The sequence below is a fragment of the Alloactinosynnema sp. L-07 genome (assembly GCF_900070365.1).
Taxonomy (GTDB): domain Bacteria; phylum Actinomycetota; class Actinomycetes; order Mycobacteriales; family Pseudonocardiaceae; genus Actinokineospora.
The window spans coordinates 7,065,964-7,082,756 of sequence record NZ_LN850107.1 but is presented as its reverse complement, the minus strand read 5'-3'; the positions used below and the strand labels follow the sequence as shown (position 1 = coordinate 7,082,756).

The following is a 16,793-nucleotide window of genomic DNA, read 5'->3' as shown; positions in this document are numbered from 1 at the left end:
GCCGTCGCTCATCACCGGCGCGACCGCGGGCACCGGCCATGGCCCACGCCCGCGAACTCGCCGCCGAGAGGGTACGACCTGGTCATCGTCGTCGGCACCACGGAGCGGCTGAAGGAGGTCACATCGGAGCCAAACGCCGCGCGGCCAGGTCGTTCGCGACGATGTTGTGGAGACGCAGGATCAATACGACACGCTCCGGACGACCTCCTCGGCGATCGCGGCGACGCAGAGTCATCGCCACGACCCGTCATGCCCAGATCCGAGACCGACTTCATGGCGAAGTGAGCGGCGTCGCGCGATATCACCGGATCGAGCTGTCCCCCTGTGAATTCACCCGAGAACAGCGGCTCGGACGGTGTGTCAGACCACGGCGAGCCGGTCCACCAGCAGCTCCACCCTCCGCTCGGCGTCCCCCGGCGGCAGCCGTCCCGCTCGGGTCAGCGTGGCCAGCCCGTGCAGGGACGCCCAGAACACCTCGGTGAACAGTCCAGGGTGTACGCCGTCCCCAGCGACCTCGCCGAGGCTTTCCAGCAGGGCCGCGAAGGCGTCCTTCAGTGGCTCCGGGGTGTCCTCGTTCGCGAACGTCAGGCCGCCGTCGAGTTGGAACATGGCGTCGTAGACCGCCGGGTTGCGCTCGGCGAAGTCGAGGTAGGTGCGGGCGAGGGCAGTGACCCGGGTGTAAGGGCCGCCCATGGCTGAGGTCGCGGCCCGCAGCGCCGCGGCCATCTCGGCAGCACCCTCGATGGCGACGGCACCGATGATCTCGCGCTTGCCGCGGAAATGGCTGTAGAGGACGGGCTGGCTGTATTCGATGCGCTCGGCGAGCCTGCGGGTGGTGACCGCGTCCCAGCCCTGCTGCTCGGCGAGTTCGCGGGCCGTCGCCACAATGAGGCGCTCGCGATCCGCCTGTTCGCGCTGCTTGCGTTCTTGTACCGACACGACTCGAAGTCTAGCACCGCTAGACAAGCGAGCGGCAGTAGTACTAGCGTTGCCTTATCGGCTAGCAACACTAGATTCCGGGAAGGTCCTCATGCTCAGCGCACTCCAGGTCTGCACCATCGTGGTCGTCGGCCTGATGGTGGGGGTGGAATTCTCCGTCGCCTTCGTCATCAACCCGATCCTCAACGGACTTCCCGACGACAGCGGCCAGCGCGGCCGCGCCCATGGGGGCCGGATGCTCGGCGCCGTCATGCCGTTCTGGTACATCGGCTCGCTCGTCCTGAGCGCGGTCTGGGCCACCGCCGGATGGCATCACCCTGGCACCGGCCTCGTCGTCATCGCCGCCGCGCTGCTGATCGTGAGCGTGATCATGTCGCTCCTACTCCTCGTTCCGATCAACAACCGGGGCAAGACGTGGACCGCCGAGAACCGGCCCGAGGACTGGAAGGAGCAGATGAACCGCTGGGACCGCTACCACTACGTCCGCGTCTTCGTCATCATCGCCGCGTTCGCCCTGTTGGCCGCCGCCCTCGCCTGAGCCCGCGGGCCGAGACCGGGCAGGTGGTGCCACCGCGCAGTCCCTGCTCGACACTCAAGCTCCAGGAAGCGTCCAGCAACGGTGTTTCCGGCGTTGTTGATCAGTAGGTTTCGGCTCCCGGCCAGCGGTCACCGAACGTGATGGCGAACGCGTCCAGGACTGGCTTCCAGCGCATCGTCCATCGGGCGCGGCCTGTCCCTTTCGGGTCCAGGCCCATCCCCGACGCCTCGGTGTCCGCCCGCCGGTCAGGTCACCCGCTTACACAGAAGAAGATCAGGCTCTGGCGCAGAGTCGACCCGTATCGGAACCACCTCCGCGTCCGCCACACCCAGATGGTGTACGAATCCTGGAGCAAAGCACTGACCCTATTTTCGCGAAGATGATCACCGTGCTCCAGATTTGCTCCAGTTGCGCACTCACGGTCCACATAGGACAGAAATGCAAATCGCCCGCCGTGCCTGTTTCAGCAGGTCGGCGGGCGAAATTGAAAGCGATTCACTTGTGGAGCTGAGGGGACTCGAACCCCTGACCCTCACACTGCCAGTGTGACCCCGGCACGCCTCTCACCTGCGGCGATTAAGGATCCGCAGGTCATAGCGGTTCCGTTCACCGTCGTTGAGAGCAGTATAAACCCGTTCAGCCCATATGGACTCTCCAGATTTTCTCCAGCCAAACCGGTGTGAGAACCCGACTCCGGCCGGTCAAGAAATCCCGACCGGAGGTCCCCAAGGTCGACTCCGCGGGAAGAAGCGAAGCGACGGTGGCGTCACAGGTTGGCGCGATCGAGCTTGACGATGAACGAGGTCTTGCGCTTGTGCTGGTCTCGCAGACGGTCAAGGTACGCTCCGAAACCGATCTCATCACCTGCGGCTCGGTAGGCGTCACGGAGGTGCCTCAGCAGCTTGATGGCCTTGCCGTACCGGTACTTGTCGGTGCTGGCGTCCAGTCGCCGCTGGATGAGCCGTTGCCATGGGTCCAGCACGTCCCGCGGGTGGATGGGTTGGCGCAGCTCGATAAGCTGATGCCAACGTGAATCGAGCAGGTCATCGGTATGATCGACCGCCGCCTGCCATGCTTCGTCCAGTTCGCCCTCGCCGAGCAACACGCCGATGAGATGGTCGGCGAAGGCGGCCTGCCCAGTGGTGGCGTCGCGTAGCCGCCCGATCGCATTGTCCCGCAGCCCGGGCCAGGTCCCGGTGCGTTCGGCGGTGCGGCGCAGGTCGTTGCAGTGGGTCTGGGTGGGGTACTGGTCGAACAGCTGCCACCGCATCGCGAGCGCCTCGTCGGCGGCACCGCGTTCGAGCAGCAAGTCCACGTAGACATCACGAAGCCTGCCTTTGTCGATCGGATTGCCGATCCCCAGCCCGCGTTGCGCCCAGCGTTCGGCATCAGCCGCGCGGCCGACGTTCCGCAGCGCGTCGACGATCTTGAGATACTGGGACGCGGCGTGGAGATCTTCACCCAGCACAGCGATGTAGTGGTCGACGTCGCCGGAGATCTCGGCAAGCTGCTCGCGCAGCACGCGAATCCCAAATGGTGTCCTGCCGTGCAGGTCCGGCTCAGCTGTCTTGGCACGATCTTCCACTACCCGGGCCAGTTCGGCACGGCCCTTGTCCCCCAGTGCATCCGCATAGTCGCTCAGTTGGAAGTCCGGCCAGCCCGGCCCATCGAGCCGCAGCTTCACCAGCCACCCCGCCAGCCGCTTCGGATCGGAGGGCGCTGCGACACAGGCACGTGCGTGCACGGCCATCAGAGCTTGCACGATGCCGGACGGGCCATCCATGTACATCAGCGCCGTGGTCACGAGGTCGACCGCGCGTCGCGCGAGGGCCGGGGCAGCCGCAGGCTCACTCTCGATCAGCTCCTCACATGCGGCACCGACGTCGCTCGCCAGCTGGTAATACTCCGGTCGCCCGTGACGCGGGTGCGTCCGACGGTCGCGGTGCAGCCCGTCGATCAACCGACGTACCCGCTCCACTTCGACGCTCGCCATGAGCGCTCCACCTATCGCGTGGTGCGGAGAAGCTCGGCAAGGCGTTCGCCGATGATCGAGACACTGGGCATCGGTTCGCGGTCGAAGAAGGACTTCTTGTGGCGTTGAAGCAGTTTCTCGCCGTCGCGCGGACAGGAGAAGCCGGGTTTGCGCAGAAGCGTGCGGAAGACCGAGTCAGCACCGTCAGGGTGTCGCTGTACCAGGCGGCGGATCGCCAGCGGCGAGACCGAGTCGTCGTCGAGGTACTCGCGCAGTTGGGCAAGACGAGTACGGTCACGGGCCAGTGCGGGGTCGGCGAAGAGCGCGTCGAGGTGGTCGAGGTCGCGGTAGAAGCAGAGTCCTTCGACCTCGTCGTAGATCAGCGCGACGCTGTCGGCATCCAGCAGTTCGTCGGGCAACAGGCTCAGATCCTCGGGTGCCGGACTGGCGGTCGCGGCACGCTTGGCTGCCTTGCGGTCGAGACGTGCGACCGTGTTCTCCCGCAGGCGCCGGTAGTGCTCACACAACGTCTCCTGCGCCTCGTGCGGAGGCAGCACCACGAGATCGGAACCGACCTGAGCGATGAAGTCCGCACGATGCTCGGCCTGCACCTCCCAACCCCGCTGGAGCATGGCTGGGTTGCGGCGCAACAGTTCCGGGTGAGCGGTTACCTGCTGGGCAACTGTCTGGGCGATCTCGCGCCGCGCGGATTTCGGGAACGTGGCGAAATGCCCGCTGACCAGCCAGGCATCCGTTTCCGGATGGACCGGCACAATCCGGCCCATGACGAACATCCCCTCGCGGAGCGCGGCGAACACGCTGCGCCCCATGTTCGAGTAGACGCGGTAGACGAGATCATCAACGAGGTTGTGGAGTTCCACGGCATCACCATCGAAGCGACGAACCTCGAAACACCCCTCGACGACGCCGCGCCAGCCGAGCACCATCGCCCGCTCGTCATCCGACAACCGCGGCTGCCGCTGCGAGACGAACCGCTCAACGACCGTGCGCCCGCCGGAAAGACGGTATTGCAACGCGAAGTGGTCAACGGTGAGTACAGCCGTGGCCTCGTCCAGATGGCCGCGGCGATCGGCGGCATCGAACAGCAGCGCGTCCAGCCGCCTCGCGAATTGAGCGCTCTGGGCGAACGCCACCAGTTCGCCCTTGAGGTCTGCGGCGCGGACGATCAGATCCTCGACCGTGGTGTCGCCAAGTGCGGTGGGCTCGACGGCTGAAGTGGTATGCGTGGTCATCGCGGCAACCGTACCGGCCGCTCGACCTGACGAGACACGCCCCGTCCCTACGGTGTTGCGTGGCTGACGTAGACCGTTCGCCTGCCGCTACAACACCTCGCGAACGGCTGACACAATTGCTCGGCGACGCGGAGTCGACACTCAGCCACGTTGCGCGGTTCATTGCTGCGTGGACACATCGCGATTCACCTGTGCGAGCGCCTCGCTCAGCGGTATCCGCTCTTGCTCGATGCGACGATGGCGGGTCCAGTTCGGCGAGATGATCTGGTGATACAGGGCGCGCTCAGTCTCGGTCAAGTGCGGAACCGGTCGCGCCGTGCGTGGCCCGAGTGGCTTGCCGTGCCGGTCGAGGCTTGTGCCGAACTGTTCCCAGGATTCGTAGGTGTTCTGATCCATCAAGATCGACCTTGCGGGTACTCCAGCAGCCCGGAACCCGTCAAGAATCTCGAGTCCGTCGGCGTCCATGTCGCCCCAATAGAAGACGCGCGGAGCGCCAGTGATCCAGTCGAAGGCCGCAGCCGTTCCGCCACCGCGACCGACACCCTCGACCGATAGACCGCCAGCCAGTTCCGGGAAGTGGATGGCGGTGTCCTTGTTCTCGGAGATGATCACAATCTCTGGCTGATACGACAACGGGACGCGATCGCCGACCGTCGCAGAGTCGTATCTTCGACCGCCTGCGGACCGGTGGGCCGGATCAAGGTAGGTGAAATGGATGCGGGCGGGATGGGCTGGCGCCAGCCGCAGGTTCTCGACCCCGGCGAGGTCCATCACCAACGCCTGACGAGTGTTGAGCCACTTCGCGTGCATGCCTGCGATCGGCACTTGGCGGGGTGTCAATCCGGTTGCGTCGTTGACGGCGAACCAGTCCGCAGCTCGACACAGAAGGTCGAAGTCGACGTCGGACAGCCCGTCGACAGCGACCAGGACACGTGCGGGCTGAGTCAGGTGTGGATAGCGCCGAGCCAAAAGGGCAGCCCGCTGCCGACCCCGGGCGATGCGTGCTGGCCAGTCGGCGGCGCAGATGCGGGCTGCGGTCTCCAGATCGGGGACGTGGAGGTGAGTAGGCAACTCCTGGTCGGTGCCGGAGACACGGCGGGCGCGGAACTGAAGCGTGAGACCATGTCCCGCCGCCCATTCCCGCCAGGTAGCCACTAGCCGCGTGACTGCCAGGAACTGAACGGCGAGCTCGGTGGAACTCGGCTGTCCGATGGGCATCGCCAAGGGCCAGGCTGGCGCGCCGGGTCCGCCGATCAGGGTCGCGGACCACGTGTTCTTCATTCGTCGGGCGAGATCAACGACAATGTCCTCGGGAGTCTTCACGTACGCCCCAGATAGCCGTCGGGATCCTTGATGTGCGCAACGAACGAGTAGCCGGTCTCGGTGTCCTTTGTGATGGCGAGTAGCTCGTCCATGTGCGGCTCCAACGCGGTGACTTTGTCCAGGGGAGCACCGACGATCAGCTGGAACCCCAGACCCTTCCACACCTGCACAGCGCGGCCAGCGAACTCGGAGTCGGACTTGACGAAGCCTTCATCGAGGAACACCGGCGCGAATCGCGGGCGGGTCCGCAGCTCGTCGCCGAGGCGGAACCGCAACGCTGCCCCCACAATGAAGGCCACCAGCTCCTGGCTCTCGCCACCACTTTTGCCACCGAGTGCGGAGTGCACGCTGAGCAGGATGCCGCCGGGGCTGTACCGCTCGGCTGTGATCTCCACGTGGCGACGCACATCCAGCAGTCGGTCGCGGTCGGTGAGCTCCGCGTCGGCACGTGGGTCATCCCGGCGCCGAAGCTGGGCCATGAAACCCTGCAGCTCGGCGAACCGGCGCTGCATCTGGTTCTCTTCGAGTTCCTTCGTCGCTGTCGACGACAGCGCCCGCAATTCGCGGCGAAACTGTGTCACGTGGTCCGGGGTGAGTCGGCGCAGCTTGATCCGCAGCCGATCGCGGCCTGCGCCGAAGGGCAGTGCGGCGAGGATGTCGTTGATCGGCGCCAACCGGTCTTCGATGTCCCCGATGGCAGCATCCATCGCCCCTGAGAGCGGTACCAGGTCCTGGCCGCTCCACCGGGTTAGCCTGCGACGCCACTCGTCGCGTCGTTCGTGCAGACCGGTTGTGATGATGTTGTCGAGGATCCTGGCGTAGTCCGGATAGGACGCCTCACTGACGCCGAGATTGGGATCTTCCCAGAGCCGTTGGTATGCCTGGAATATCCGCTCGAGGTCGGTTTCGGTGCGTTCCACGTCAGCTCGCGCCCCCGCGACGGCACTGTTGAGCCGCTTGCGTAGCTGCCCCAAATTGGTGAAGAACTGGTCAAGGTCCTCCGGGTCACCAGGAGCCGCGGCCTCGGCGAACTCCTTGTCCAACCGGTTGGTCTGCTCGTTGTCGAGTATGACCTTCTGCTCGTTTTCGATTCTATTGAGCTCGCTGCTCACCTTGTCTTGTCGCTCGACCAGACTCTGATGACATTTGTCGAGCGCTTTACCGCGATCTTGCAAACCGAACCTGCGCTCGCGCGCCGCCTCCAGGCGGCTATTCACGTGCTTGATGTGTTCCTCGAGCGCGCGGAGGCTGTCGTTGGCATTGAGGATCGTGCTTCGGCGATCTTCCAGTTCGCTGATTCGCCGTTCAACGCTCGCGACGTCGATGTCACCCCAGGCAACCCGCTGCACCTCGTCGTAGGCCCGACTGGTCTGCACAAGCGCCGCCCGCTCTTCTTCAATTTCTATCCGTCGTGTGTCGAGCGCCTCGATCTCTACCTCGAGCCCCGCGAGTTGCTGGTCGATGTCGGCGATCGCCTCTGCGCTGGAGAATCCGATGACGTTGGATCTGTCGTTTCGGCCGTGGCTTCCGGCGGAGCCTCGCCGGGTCTGCCCGGCAAGGGTGACCCGGTAGCCGTCGCCGACCAGATCGTCCGCTCTCTCCACACAGAGTGCGTTCCGGACCGAGTTGGTCACGTGTCTAATCACCCACGCGCTGAACTGGTGATCCTTGAACAGCAGCTTGCCTGCAACGGTGCGCGGGTCGCACGCGACCTCGCGGTGCTCAGCGGATGGGACACCTTCGAATGTGAGTCGTCCCCGTAGATGCAACGGATCGATCTTGCGGGAGAAGTCGTCCAGCCGTTCCTGCGGCACGAGGAGGAGGCGGGCGCTGCCACCGAGAACGGTTTCGATCGCGTTACGCCAGCGCCCGTGCTCAGGACCGACGTCAATCAGTTCGCCGAGAAAGGGCAGATCCTCGGGCTCCATGCCCGCTGCGGCGGCGGCCTGCAGTCGCATGTCATCAAGAGCCTTCGGTACTCGCCCCGCCCGACCATCGAACGATGCGCGTTCGTCTTTCAGCTGCCGCTTGCGGTCCAGAACGGGAACCTGCTTCCGGAGCAGCCCGTCGCGCACCTGGCCCAGCTCGGCGTCAATTTCGTCGTAGGCGGCGAGGAACGCATCAGCGGCAGAGCGAAGCTTGTCGAAGTCGTCGCGGTTGTCCAAAGGTGCTTGCAGGACAATGGTGCGCTCCGCAAGGGCGCTGCGACGACCCAGCCTTTGATCGCGGAGGCGCTGTTCGGTCTCGATCGACGCCGCGAGATGCTCAAGATCGGCACCGCCATTGTTGCGATGCTCCTGTTGCGCTACCTGAAGATCGCGGGTCAACTCGCCCTCGTCAGCATGTGCCCGTGTCAGGTCCTCTGTGTTCGTGACAAGCGCATCCCGGTTGGTGTCGACGGCGCCAGCCAGCAGATCCGTCTCGGTGTGCATGGTCCAGAGGCTGATAGGGGTGTCTCCGTCGTGGGTGAGGCCAAGGGTGTCGATCGTCTCCACTTCGGCGCGAGCGGTGAGCAGCCGCGTGTGCAGATTGGTGATCGGTGCGAGCAAATCTGCCTTTTCCTGCTCGGTCTGCATCGCCCGGTAGGCGGCCTCGAGGTCGTCGAAGTGCTCGATGGCGCGGTCCGCGGCGGCAAAGGTGACTGGCCGCTCCAGGACCATCTCCTTGTACAGCTCGTCAACGGTGCGGATCTGGTGACCGGACTGGATGCGCACGAGCAGGCGCAGTGCCTTCGCACCGTCGCCGTTGGCACCGATGCCCAGCCGCGTGTGGAGAATGTTGGCGAAGGCGGCGTAGCTGTCCCACGTCTTCAGCCCCGGGAACGCGGCTTTGAGTGCCTTCGGAGCAAAGATCTGGTCGGTGTGTCCGGCCAGTTCGGCGAGGTCTAGAACGCCGTCGAAGGTAGCCATTCGCATCGTGAAGTCGCCGCTACGCCGGGCACGGGCGGGCACATAGTAGACTCGGAAGGCCGTGAAACGTCGTTTGCGGTCGTCGATGAATGTCATGCCGACCGCGCCCCACGTGGCGGTCCGATCACCGCGGAGCACCTTCGGCTTCTCCCTGCCGTCAGCGTCGGCGGTGGTGTCGGTCTGACCGCGCAGGTAGCTGAGCAAGTTGCGCTGCTCGGCGCTGCGGGCACGGCCACCGACCGCGTCGTTGGACGCTCCGTTGAACGACGTGTCCGACGGCATCATCAAAGCAATGTAAGCGTCGAGCAACGTGCTCTTGCCGGTTCCCGAAGCGCCGGAGATCAACGTCGAGCCCGGATGGAAGTCGAATCGGACTCTCCCCTCGAACCCGCCCCAGTTCACCAGTTGGAACGTCTCGGCCTTCCACTGTGAGGTCCCTTCCGTGGCCCCGTCGATGTGGAAGAGGGCATCGTGCTGGTCGCTCGTGGTCATCAATCAACCCTCGTTTCCGTCGACACCGGGAATACCGGAGTCTTCGTCGGTTCGGGGCCTTCCTCGGCGTTGTTCTGGCGGCGCAGCCAAGCAAGCAGTTCGGTCAGCTTCTCCATCGGCAGCAGCACCTCGATCGCGTTGCTGACCTCGAAGCGCTCAGCGGTGCTGGGACCGATAAGCAAACCGGCCTTGTACAGCGCCTCAATGGCTTTGAGAGAGCGCTTGGCGTCACCTGTCCGGTCGGTGGCATGCTCGGGCCGGTGCTGCTCGACGAACTCGAGCATGTCGTCACGGTCGACGAACACCCGGTCGGCGCCTGCGGCCTGCTCGCTGCGGAACCGGCTTCGCAGGAAGACGAGCACGATCGTGTCTTCGCGTCCCCATGGCACGTCGTAGAGGAGCGTAGGGAACGGCCTGCCGCCGCCTTCGGGTGTGACCTGCCGTTTGAAGGCCACTTCCCGTGCCACGTCCAGATGCAGCTGAAGAAACAAGTCGTTGAGGCGAGCACGGATGGGGCGCGGGTTACGGGTGAGTGCCCGCCACTCCTTCGGATGCGTCCGCCCGCTGATGAAACGCTGTTTGAGTAACGCGACGAGTGCCCGGCGCTGGTCGAGTTCCAGGCCGCCGTCGTCCCCTTCGAAAAGGGCAACCGACGAGGAGGTCTCCCGCTCAGGGTCGTCGGTTTGGAAGTCGTCAACCACCTCTGGCGGCTCCCACTCGGCTGGAACATTATCGGGGACGAAGTCGTCCGAATTGCCGCCGATCGGCTCAGGCGCAGTCATTCTTCCTCACCACTGGCGGTCGAGGTGCGGGCACCGGAGCTCCCGTGTGGCGACACGCGCGGCACGGTCAGCCCACGGGTGGATCCATCGGCGCGGATGGCGCGGTAGGGCTCGGTGTCGTCGTGTTGGTCCAACCCCGGCACATTGGTCGCCAAGTGCAGCAGTCCGAAGATCTCCACGGGGCGGCGCAGCGCCGGTTCGAGGCTGTCGAACAGCGCGCCCAGTGAACTCAGCGGCTCGGGGCCGGTCAGTGCCAGGTCCAGTTCGCGGCGCAACGAGTCTAGGGACGGACCACCTTGAGCGAGCAGACCGGCCAGCGACACCACGTCGGGACGGTGCCCACTTACGTCATTCAACGGTGGAGGGCCAGAGTCGACTTCGGTGTTGTGGAAGCGCTCTCGCAGGTGGGTGACTTCGATGCGGGGCGGGAGCAATTCGAGCGGCACTGCTGCGCGGGGCCCTGCGATCCGCATCCAGGTGGCCAGCTCGGCCTCGAGCGCGCGGAGGGCAGTGTCGAGCGCACGGTCACGGGTGATGTTGTGGCTCACGATGTACTCGCGCAGGGTCGCGGTGACGCGACTGCGCCGCGCCAGCACCCGCTCCGTACCGCTGCGAATCAGACCGACGGTGCCACGCAGCTCACGGCGGTCGACGTCGAGCAGGATCTCGTCGGCTAACGGATGCGCCAACAGATCGGAGAGATCTTGCCGCAACTGCAGCAGCAATTCGTCGTCACTGAGTAGAGTGAATGCGCCCTCAAACGCACGCCCTTCCGCAGTCGCAGTCATCAGCGAATCGGCGCGGGCGAGATAATCGTCGATCACCTCGCCCGCGGCACGCTGCTCGGCTCGGAAAGAAGCCAGGATGCCACCGCGCAGTCCGGTGAACGCCTCCTCCACTCGGGCGAAGTCGCTCGGGAGTGCCGCGACGAGCTGGATTAGTTCACCGAACCCTTCGAGCATGTAGTCGGCTGTCACCTGCGGCAGCTCTCCGCCGCTGAGAAGACGGTCGCGTTCAGCCGTCAAGCGCGTGATCTCGCTTTCGAGGATATCGACGCGGGCGGCACGATCGGGGTTGACCTCGGTGTTGAACCGACGAACAGCGCTGACGATTGTGGCGATACGGTGCTCGGAGAGGCTCGCGCGCTCCCTGGTGAGGCTGGTGACCAGCGCGAGGGCGTCCTGGGCGTGCGAGGTCAGGGAGTAGACCTCGGTGCCGTCTTCCTCGGTGCTACGCACGAGCCACCGGCCGCGCATCCACTTCATGCACAGGTCGCGTCCTGACCCGACCGGTAGGTCAGCGACGCCTGCGAGGCGTAGCTCATCGAGGTAGGTGTCAACCTGATCGTGCAGACGCGGTGCTGGGATACTCAGCACGTCGCGGCCAAACGAACTGCGGAAGACGGCGAGGATCACCGGCGCGAGCCGCTGGTGCAACAAGGTCAATGTGGGCTGCTCGTATGCACCGCGAACGCGGGCGAGCTCGCCGGAAATGTTGCTCACTGTCCTCCCCTCGCGCGGGTCAGGGTTGCCCCACGGATCCTCGAGGCGCATCCAGTCTCGGACTCCAGAGGCATCCAAGGTGGCACCGGCATTCGAAGCAGCTGGGTCCGCAAGCGAGTCGCACCGGCTGAGAAATGCATCTCGGTTCGCCAGCCAGGTCAAAGACGGCGGTCAAACTCTGTCACCCCCCAGCCCGTCGGAGTACCGGCCACGCACGTTAGTTGAGCCCCCCGACAGTTTGGGCAATTTCGACTGCATCCTGAAGGTATCTATCGAACCGATCGACCCAGACGTTACTCAGAGTGATAGGTCGCGCACCTGGACTGCGTCGAAATCCTGCTGATGTCTCGATCGCTGGTCACAAGGCCGCACCGGGCGGATAAAGGACATCTATCACTCACGGTGGGAGGTTGTGATGGCCTGGGTCGAGCAAACCGGAGCAGGAAAATGGCGGGTGCGCTACCGCGCCACCAGCGGCGGCAGCTACCGATCAGTGTCGGGATTCAGGACCCGCAAAGCCGCGAAGGCCTACGCCGAGGACATGGCCACCGACAAACGGCGAGGCACCTGGTTGGACCCAGCCGGGTGCGCCACGTCGGTCGAAGCGTGGGTGAAATGCTGGGTCGACACCCTGGATGTGGAGACTCGCACCGAGGAGAACTACCGCGGCGTGCTGCGCAACCACATCCTGCCCCACTGGGGCCAAACCGCCCTCAGCGACATCTCCACCCTCGCGGTCACCGCCTGGCTCAAACACCTCCGCAAGGACTACGCCGCCTCCACCGTGGCAACCATCCGCACCGTGTTCTCCATGCTGCTCGACGACGCCGTCGACGAACGGCTAATCCCCGCCAACCCCGTACGACGGCGCCGCCGACGCGGCCGACGCCGCGACCACGGACCCAACACGCGCGAACGCGTCTGGGCCATGCCCGACCACGTCGTACGCATCGCCGCCCAAGCCACCATGCTCGGCGGGCCATCCGCCGGGCTGCTGATCATCACCGCCGCCTGGACCGGATGCCGATGGGGCGAACTGACCGGACTGCAACGCGACCACGTCGACCTCGACCAAGGCACCATCACCATCGACCCCGACACCGGCACACTCCACGAATCAATCCACCAGCTCTACCTCGGCCCACCCAAGACACCAGCCTCCGCCCGCACCATCACCCTGCCCCGATTCCTCGTACACCTGCTCCGCGAGCACCTGGCCCACACCAGCGGGGCGTTCGTGTTCACCACCCGACGGGGCTGCCTCCTGCGGCGCAGCACCTTCGACCGCCGCGTGCTACGTCCCGCCGCCGACGGAGACCCACGCCGCGGTATCGACCCCATCCGGCCCGGGCTGACCTTCCACGGACTGCGCCACAGCCACAAAACCTGGCTCATCGCCGACCACGTCCCCGAAATCGCCCAAGCCAAACGGCTCGGCCACCACCTTCGCAACCGACTCGTCGAGGTCTACAGCCACGTCGCACCCGAAGTCGAAACTCACCTCCTACGCGCACTCGAACGCCGCTGGCAACGCACCGCCGCACTCCGACGCCCCACAGACACCCGACCGCACAACCGGGTCGGCCTGCGCGCACCCCACACGCATCCCGCGCGGTACACACCCCCACCATCCCGACGCCGACGGCCAACACCCCAGGTCAAAGACCTACCAGCACATCTCGGCATGGGACCAAGGCGAAAGATCAATGCGCCGGACAAGCGCCAAACAGGTGCATACCCACCCCAGCACCATCCACAATGGATGGACAAACAAGATCGGCCCCCGAGCCTGTTCACGCAGGTCGAAGGCCGTTCAAGCGATATTCAACAATGAGTGGAGCTGAGGGGACTCGAACCCCTGACCCTCACACTGCCAGTGTGATGCGCTACCAGCTGCGCCACAGCCCCGGGTCGGTCACGTTCGGGAGGGGGCTCCCTGGCGTGCTGCGCATACGTTACCCCACCGGTTTCCCCGGGTTGAAATCGGGGGTCTTCACAGGATGCCCGCGGACTGTTAGACCGGTGATCGTGACCGTACTGGACAGCGTCGTCCCGTTGGTGGACGTACAGGCCGAGGGCATGGATCCCGGGCAGCGTCGTGAGGTGCAGCAGCGCAGGCTGCGGGAGCTGGTCCAGCGGCTGTTGGCGGCAGGTGGGGTGCAGGCTCAACGGCTGCGGGACTGCGGCGTGCGAACACAGGCCGACGTGGGGCTGGACGATCTGCCCCGGCTGCCGACGGTGCGCAAGTACGACCTGTGGGAGCACTATCCGCACGGGCTGCGGGCCGCCGACGCTGAGGACATTGTTTGTGTGCATGGGTCGTCGGGGACCGGTGGGCGTCCGACGTTGGTGCCCTATACGGCCGCCGACCTGGACATCTGGGCCCAGGTGATGGCGCGGGCGCTGGGTGGGGCAGGGGCGACCAAGCACAGCGTGGTGCACAACGCCTATGGGTATGGGTTGTTCACCGGGGGGATCGGGGTGCACCACGGCGGGATCCGGCTGGGTGCGACGGTGGTGCCGATGTCCGGCGGGATGACCGAACGGCAGATCCGGCTGATCCAGGACCTGCGGCCCGACGTGCTCACCTGCACTCCCTCCTACGCCATCTACCTGGGCGAGGCGATGGCGGCGGCCGGGGTGGAGCCGACGAGCCTCAAAGTCGGGCTGCACGGCGCCGAGTCGTGGACACAGGAGATGCGGGGGCAGATCGAGCGGCTGCTCGGTATCCGCGCGCTCGACATCTATGGGTTGTCGGAGATCATCGGGCCTGGGGTGGCGTGTGAGTCGCTGGACTCCGGCGGGATGCTCAACGTCGCTGAAGACCACTTCTTCGTCGAGTGCCTGGACGACGAGGGCAACCAGGTGCCCGACGGCACGCCCGGCGAATTGGTGTTCACGACGCTGACCAAGACCGGCATGCCGCTGCTGCGCTACCGCTCTGGCGACGTGGCCACGCTGGCGGGCCCGGTGCCGGGCTCAGCCCGCACGCTGCGGCGCATGTCGAAGCTGCTCGGCCGGACCGACGACATGCTGGTCGTGCGCGGGGTGAACGTGTTCCCGACCGAGGTCGAGGCCGTGCTCCTGGCCGACGACCGGGTCAGCCCGCACTACCTGATCATCGAGGACCGCCGCGACGCCGCGCGGCCGGAGTTGCGGGTGGTGGTCGAGGCCGCGGGCGACCCGGCGCGGGTGACCGCGGAGCTCGGCGGGAGGCTGCGGGAACGGCTGGGCATTGGGTGTGACGTGCGGGTCGTGGCCGCGGGGACGGTGCCGCGCACGGAGGTCGGCAAGGCACGCCGCCTGGTCCGGTGGGCCGGGGGTGACGCGCCGCTGCCCGGGCTGGAGTAACCGGTCGGAGCCTTGCTTGGGGAGACCGGCACTGCCCGGGCTGGAGAGAGAGGCTGCCGCCTGGAGCAGTGCGGGCTGGCTGGACAGAGCCGTGCGGGCTGGGCTGGGCCGGCCGGGCTGATGATCTTTGGGCGAGATCCCCGCCGGTCCACTCAAATGCATCGACTCAGCGCACTGGAGTACCTGCGATTGTCGGATTGTTCAACAAGAGGAAGGTTGAACAATCCGACAATCAGCTGGTCCAGCCCAGATCGGGCCGATTTCGCTAGAACGGCAGGGTCGGCCGGGCCAGGCGTGCCAGGCACAAGCTGGCCAAGTCGGTCGGGCCAGGCACGTGGCTAGGTCAGCCGGATCAGCCGGATCAGCCGGATCGGCCAGGTCAACCAGGCAAGCCCGGTCCGCCGGGTCAGCCCGTCAGCTTGTCCAGCCAGTTCGGGTCGGACGTGTCGATCGCCTTGCCGCCGGTGGCCAGGGTCGGGGTGCCGAAGCCCTTCTGCCCGCCCCCGAAGTCCTGCTGCAGCCCCTCATCCGACCGAGCCTTCTGATACTCCTCACTCACCAGCGAGTCGTACTTGCCCGACCGAACCCCGTCCACGAACGCCGACGACGTCACTCCGGTGGCCTTGCCCAGCTCGATCAGCTGGTCCTTGGTCCACCCGCGCGCGCCCTCGGCAGGCTGGTCCTCGAAGAGGCTCTTGTGGAAGGACAAGAACTTGCCCTCGTCGGCTGCCAGCAGCGCGGCGTTGGCCGAGTCGGTGGAGTAGCCCGCCGGGTCCGACTTGTTGTTGAGCAGGTTGACCAGGTGGAACCGCACCTTCAGGGTACCGTCGGCGATCTTGCCCTCCAGCGCCGACGCGACCTGTCCCTCGAAGACCGCGCACGCCGGGCACAGGAAGTCCTCGTACACGTCCAGCGTCACCTTGGCCGTGTCCTTGCCGACCTCGACCACCCCGCCGTCGCGCTTGACCGGGGCGTCGACCGAGACGGTGACGACCTTGATGGCCTGGCCTTGGGTGGCGTTCTTCTGGCTGTTCGTATAGATCACGCCGCCGATGACCGCCGCGGCGATGAGCACGACCGCGACCACGCCAAGAATGATCTTCGACCGGTCCGGGCCGACCGCCCGAGCCGCGGCCACCGCCGACTTGGCCGGCGTGGTCTGCTTCCGCTTGCGAGCGCTGCGCTCCGCTCCACCCACCTGACTTACCCTTCCTAACTCGCGTTCAGGAACCGGCCGTCGACCGACAGCCAGGTTCGGGGCCGCAGTGTCAGCCACACCGCCATCACCAGGAAACCGATGTCGCGGGCCAACTCCTGCGGGTACTTCGTCTGTCCCTCGGTGACCGGGCCGCCGCCGCCGAAGCAGCCGCAGTCGATGCTCAGGCCGCGCGCCCATGACTGGGCCACGCCCGCGATGAACGCCAGCAGGACCAGGCCCGACACCACCGCGACCAGTCTGGTGCCCAGGCCCAGCAGCAGCAGCAGCCCGAGCGCGAGCTCGAGGAACGGCAGGCCCGCCGCCACCACGCTGACCAGCGGTCCGGGTAACACGTCGAAGGCCTGCACCGCGATGAAGGTCTGGTTGGGATCACTCACCTTGATCCACCCGGAGACCAGCCAGACGGCCGCGAGCCCGAGTCGGAGCAGGGTGCCGATGCCGTCCAGGACGGACGCCTTGGTCACAGCGCGGACGCTACCGGCTCACGCTGAGTGCAGCCTGAGAAGCTGTGAA

Annotated in this window: 12 protein-coding genes and 2 tRNA genes; 3 read left to right on the top strand and 11 right to left on the bottom strand. The window is 65.9% G+C overall.

What is annotated here, in order from left to right; all coding sequences use genetic code 11:
• Nucleotides 1–360: 360 nt before the first annotated feature.
• On the bottom strand, nt 361–939 hold the full coding sequence (locus BN1701_RS32450; RefSeq protein WP_054055163.1) for a TetR/AcrR family transcriptional regulator: 579 nt from the start codon (nt 937–939) through the stop codon (nt 361–363).
• A 91-nt stretch (nt 940–1,030) separates the two neighbouring features.
• Between BN1701_RS32450 and BN1701_RS32445 the strand changes: the two genes are divergently transcribed.
• A complete protein-coding gene (locus BN1701_RS32445) occupies nt 1,031–1,477 on the top strand; it encodes a DUF1772 domain-containing protein (RefSeq protein ID WP_054055160.1) in 447 nt (148 codons plus the stop codon).
• 502 nt (nt 1,478–1,979) lie between these two features.
• On the opposite strand, the gene BN1701_RS36220 is transcribed toward BN1701_RS32445, so the two are convergent.
• From BN1701_RS36220 to BN1701_RS32415, 7 genes are all read right to left on the bottom strand, one after another.
• Nucleotides 1,980–2,063 (bottom strand) — tRNA-Ala (locus BN1701_RS36220).
• Nucleotides 2,064–2,243: 180 nt separating this feature from the next.
• Nucleotides 2,244–3,470, bottom strand: coding sequence for a DUF6880 family protein (locus tag BN1701_RS32440; RefSeq protein WP_054055159.1), 1,227 nt, complete (start codon nt 3,468–3,470; stop codon nt 2,244–2,246).
• 11 nt (nt 3,471–3,481) lie between these two features.
• Complete coding sequence (locus BN1701_RS32435; RefSeq protein WP_054055157.1) at nt 3,482–4,702, bottom strand: hypothetical protein; 1,221 nt, start codon at nt 4,700–4,702, stop codon at nt 3,482–3,484.
• 159 nt (nt 4,703–4,861) lie between these two features.
• A complete protein-coding gene (locus tag BN1701_RS32430; protein WP_157368341.1) occupies nt 4,862–6,025 on the bottom strand; it encodes a Wadjet anti-phage system protein JetD domain-containing protein in 1,164 nt (387 codons plus the stop codon).
• A complete protein-coding gene (locus BN1701_RS32425) occupies nt 6,022–9,426 on the bottom strand; it encodes an ATP-binding protein (RefSeq protein WP_054055154.1) in 3,405 nt (1,134 codons plus the stop codon). The genes BN1701_RS32430 and BN1701_RS32425 overlap by 4 nt, the downstream gene beginning before the upstream one ends.
• The gene (locus BN1701_RS32420) at nt 9,426–10,208 is read right to left on the bottom strand and encodes a DUF4194 domain-containing protein (RefSeq protein ID WP_054055152.1); all 783 of its coding nucleotides are present in this window, start codon (nt 10,206–10,208) and stop codon (nt 9,426–9,428) included. The genes BN1701_RS32425 and BN1701_RS32420 overlap by 1 nt, the downstream gene beginning before the upstream one ends.
• Complete coding sequence (locus BN1701_RS32415; RefSeq protein ID WP_054055150.1) at nt 10,205–11,710, bottom strand: DUF3375 domain-containing protein; 1,506 nt, start codon at nt 11,708–11,710, stop codon at nt 10,205–10,207. The genes BN1701_RS32420 and BN1701_RS32415 overlap by 4 nt, the downstream gene beginning before the upstream one ends.
• 415 nt (nt 11,711–12,125) lie before the next feature.
• On the opposite strand from BN1701_RS32415, the gene BN1701_RS32410 reads away from it, so the two are divergent.
• Nucleotides 12,126–13,544 carry a site-specific integrase gene (locus BN1701_RS32410; RefSeq protein ID WP_082860196.1) on the top strand — a complete coding sequence of 473 codons (1,419 nt, stop codon included), beginning with the start codon at nt 12,126–12,128 and terminating at the stop codon, nt 13,542–13,544.
• Nucleotide 13,545: 1 nt separating this feature from the next.
• Here the strand turns inward: BN1701_RS32410 and BN1701_RS32405 are convergent.
• Nucleotides 13,546–13,618 (bottom strand) — tRNA-Ala (locus tag BN1701_RS32405).
• 120 nt (nt 13,619–13,738) lie between these two features.
• On the opposite strand from BN1701_RS32405, the gene BN1701_RS32400 reads away from it, so the two are divergent.
• Nucleotides 13,739–15,061, top strand: coding sequence for a phenylacetate--CoA ligase family protein (locus BN1701_RS32400; RefSeq protein WP_231949782.1), 1,323 nt, complete (start codon nt 13,739–13,741; stop codon nt 15,059–15,061).
• A 406-nt stretch (nt 15,062–15,467) separates the two neighbouring features.
• On the opposite strand, the gene BN1701_RS32395 is transcribed toward BN1701_RS32400, so the two are convergent.
• Both BN1701_RS32395 and BN1701_RS32390 read right to left on the bottom strand, forming a co-directional pair.
• On the bottom strand, nt 15,468–16,259 hold the full coding sequence (locus BN1701_RS32395; RefSeq protein ID WP_054055149.1) for a thioredoxin domain-containing protein: 792 nt from the start codon (nt 16,257–16,259) through the stop codon (nt 15,468–15,470).
• Nucleotides 16,260–16,273: 14 nt separating this feature from the next.
• Nucleotides 16,274–16,717, bottom strand: coding sequence for a MauE/DoxX family redox-associated membrane protein (locus tag BN1701_RS32390; protein ID WP_054056318.1), 444 nt, complete (start codon nt 16,715–16,717; stop codon nt 16,274–16,276).
• Between the last annotated feature and the right edge of the window lie 76 nt (nt 16,718–16,793).

Excerpts from the sequence above, each read along its gene's own strand:
- BN1701_RS32435 (WP_054055157.1), bottom strand. The coding sequence starts at position 4,702 with ATGACCACGCATACCACTTCAGCCGTCGAGCCCACCGCACTTGGCGAC.
- BN1701_RS32425 (WP_054055154.1), bottom strand. The coding sequence starts at position 9,426 with ATGACCACGAGCGACCAGCACGATGCCCTCTTCCACATCGACGGGGCC.
- BN1701_RS32410 (WP_082860196.1), top strand. The coding sequence starts at position 12,126 with ATGGCCTGGGTCGAGCAAACCGGAGCAGGAAAATGGCGGGTGCGCTAC.
- BN1701_RS32440 (WP_054055159.1), bottom strand. The coding sequence starts at position 3,470 with ATGGCGAGCGTCGAAGTGGAGCGGGTACGTCGGTTGATCGACGGGCTG.
- BN1701_RS32445 (WP_054055160.1), top strand. The coding sequence starts at position 1,031 with ATGCTCAGCGCACTCCAGGTCTGCACCATCGTGGTCGTCGGCCTGATG.
- BN1701_RS32420 (WP_054055152.1), bottom strand. The coding sequence starts at position 10,208 with ATGACTGCGCCTGAGCCGATCGGCGGCAATTCGGACGACTTCGTCCCC.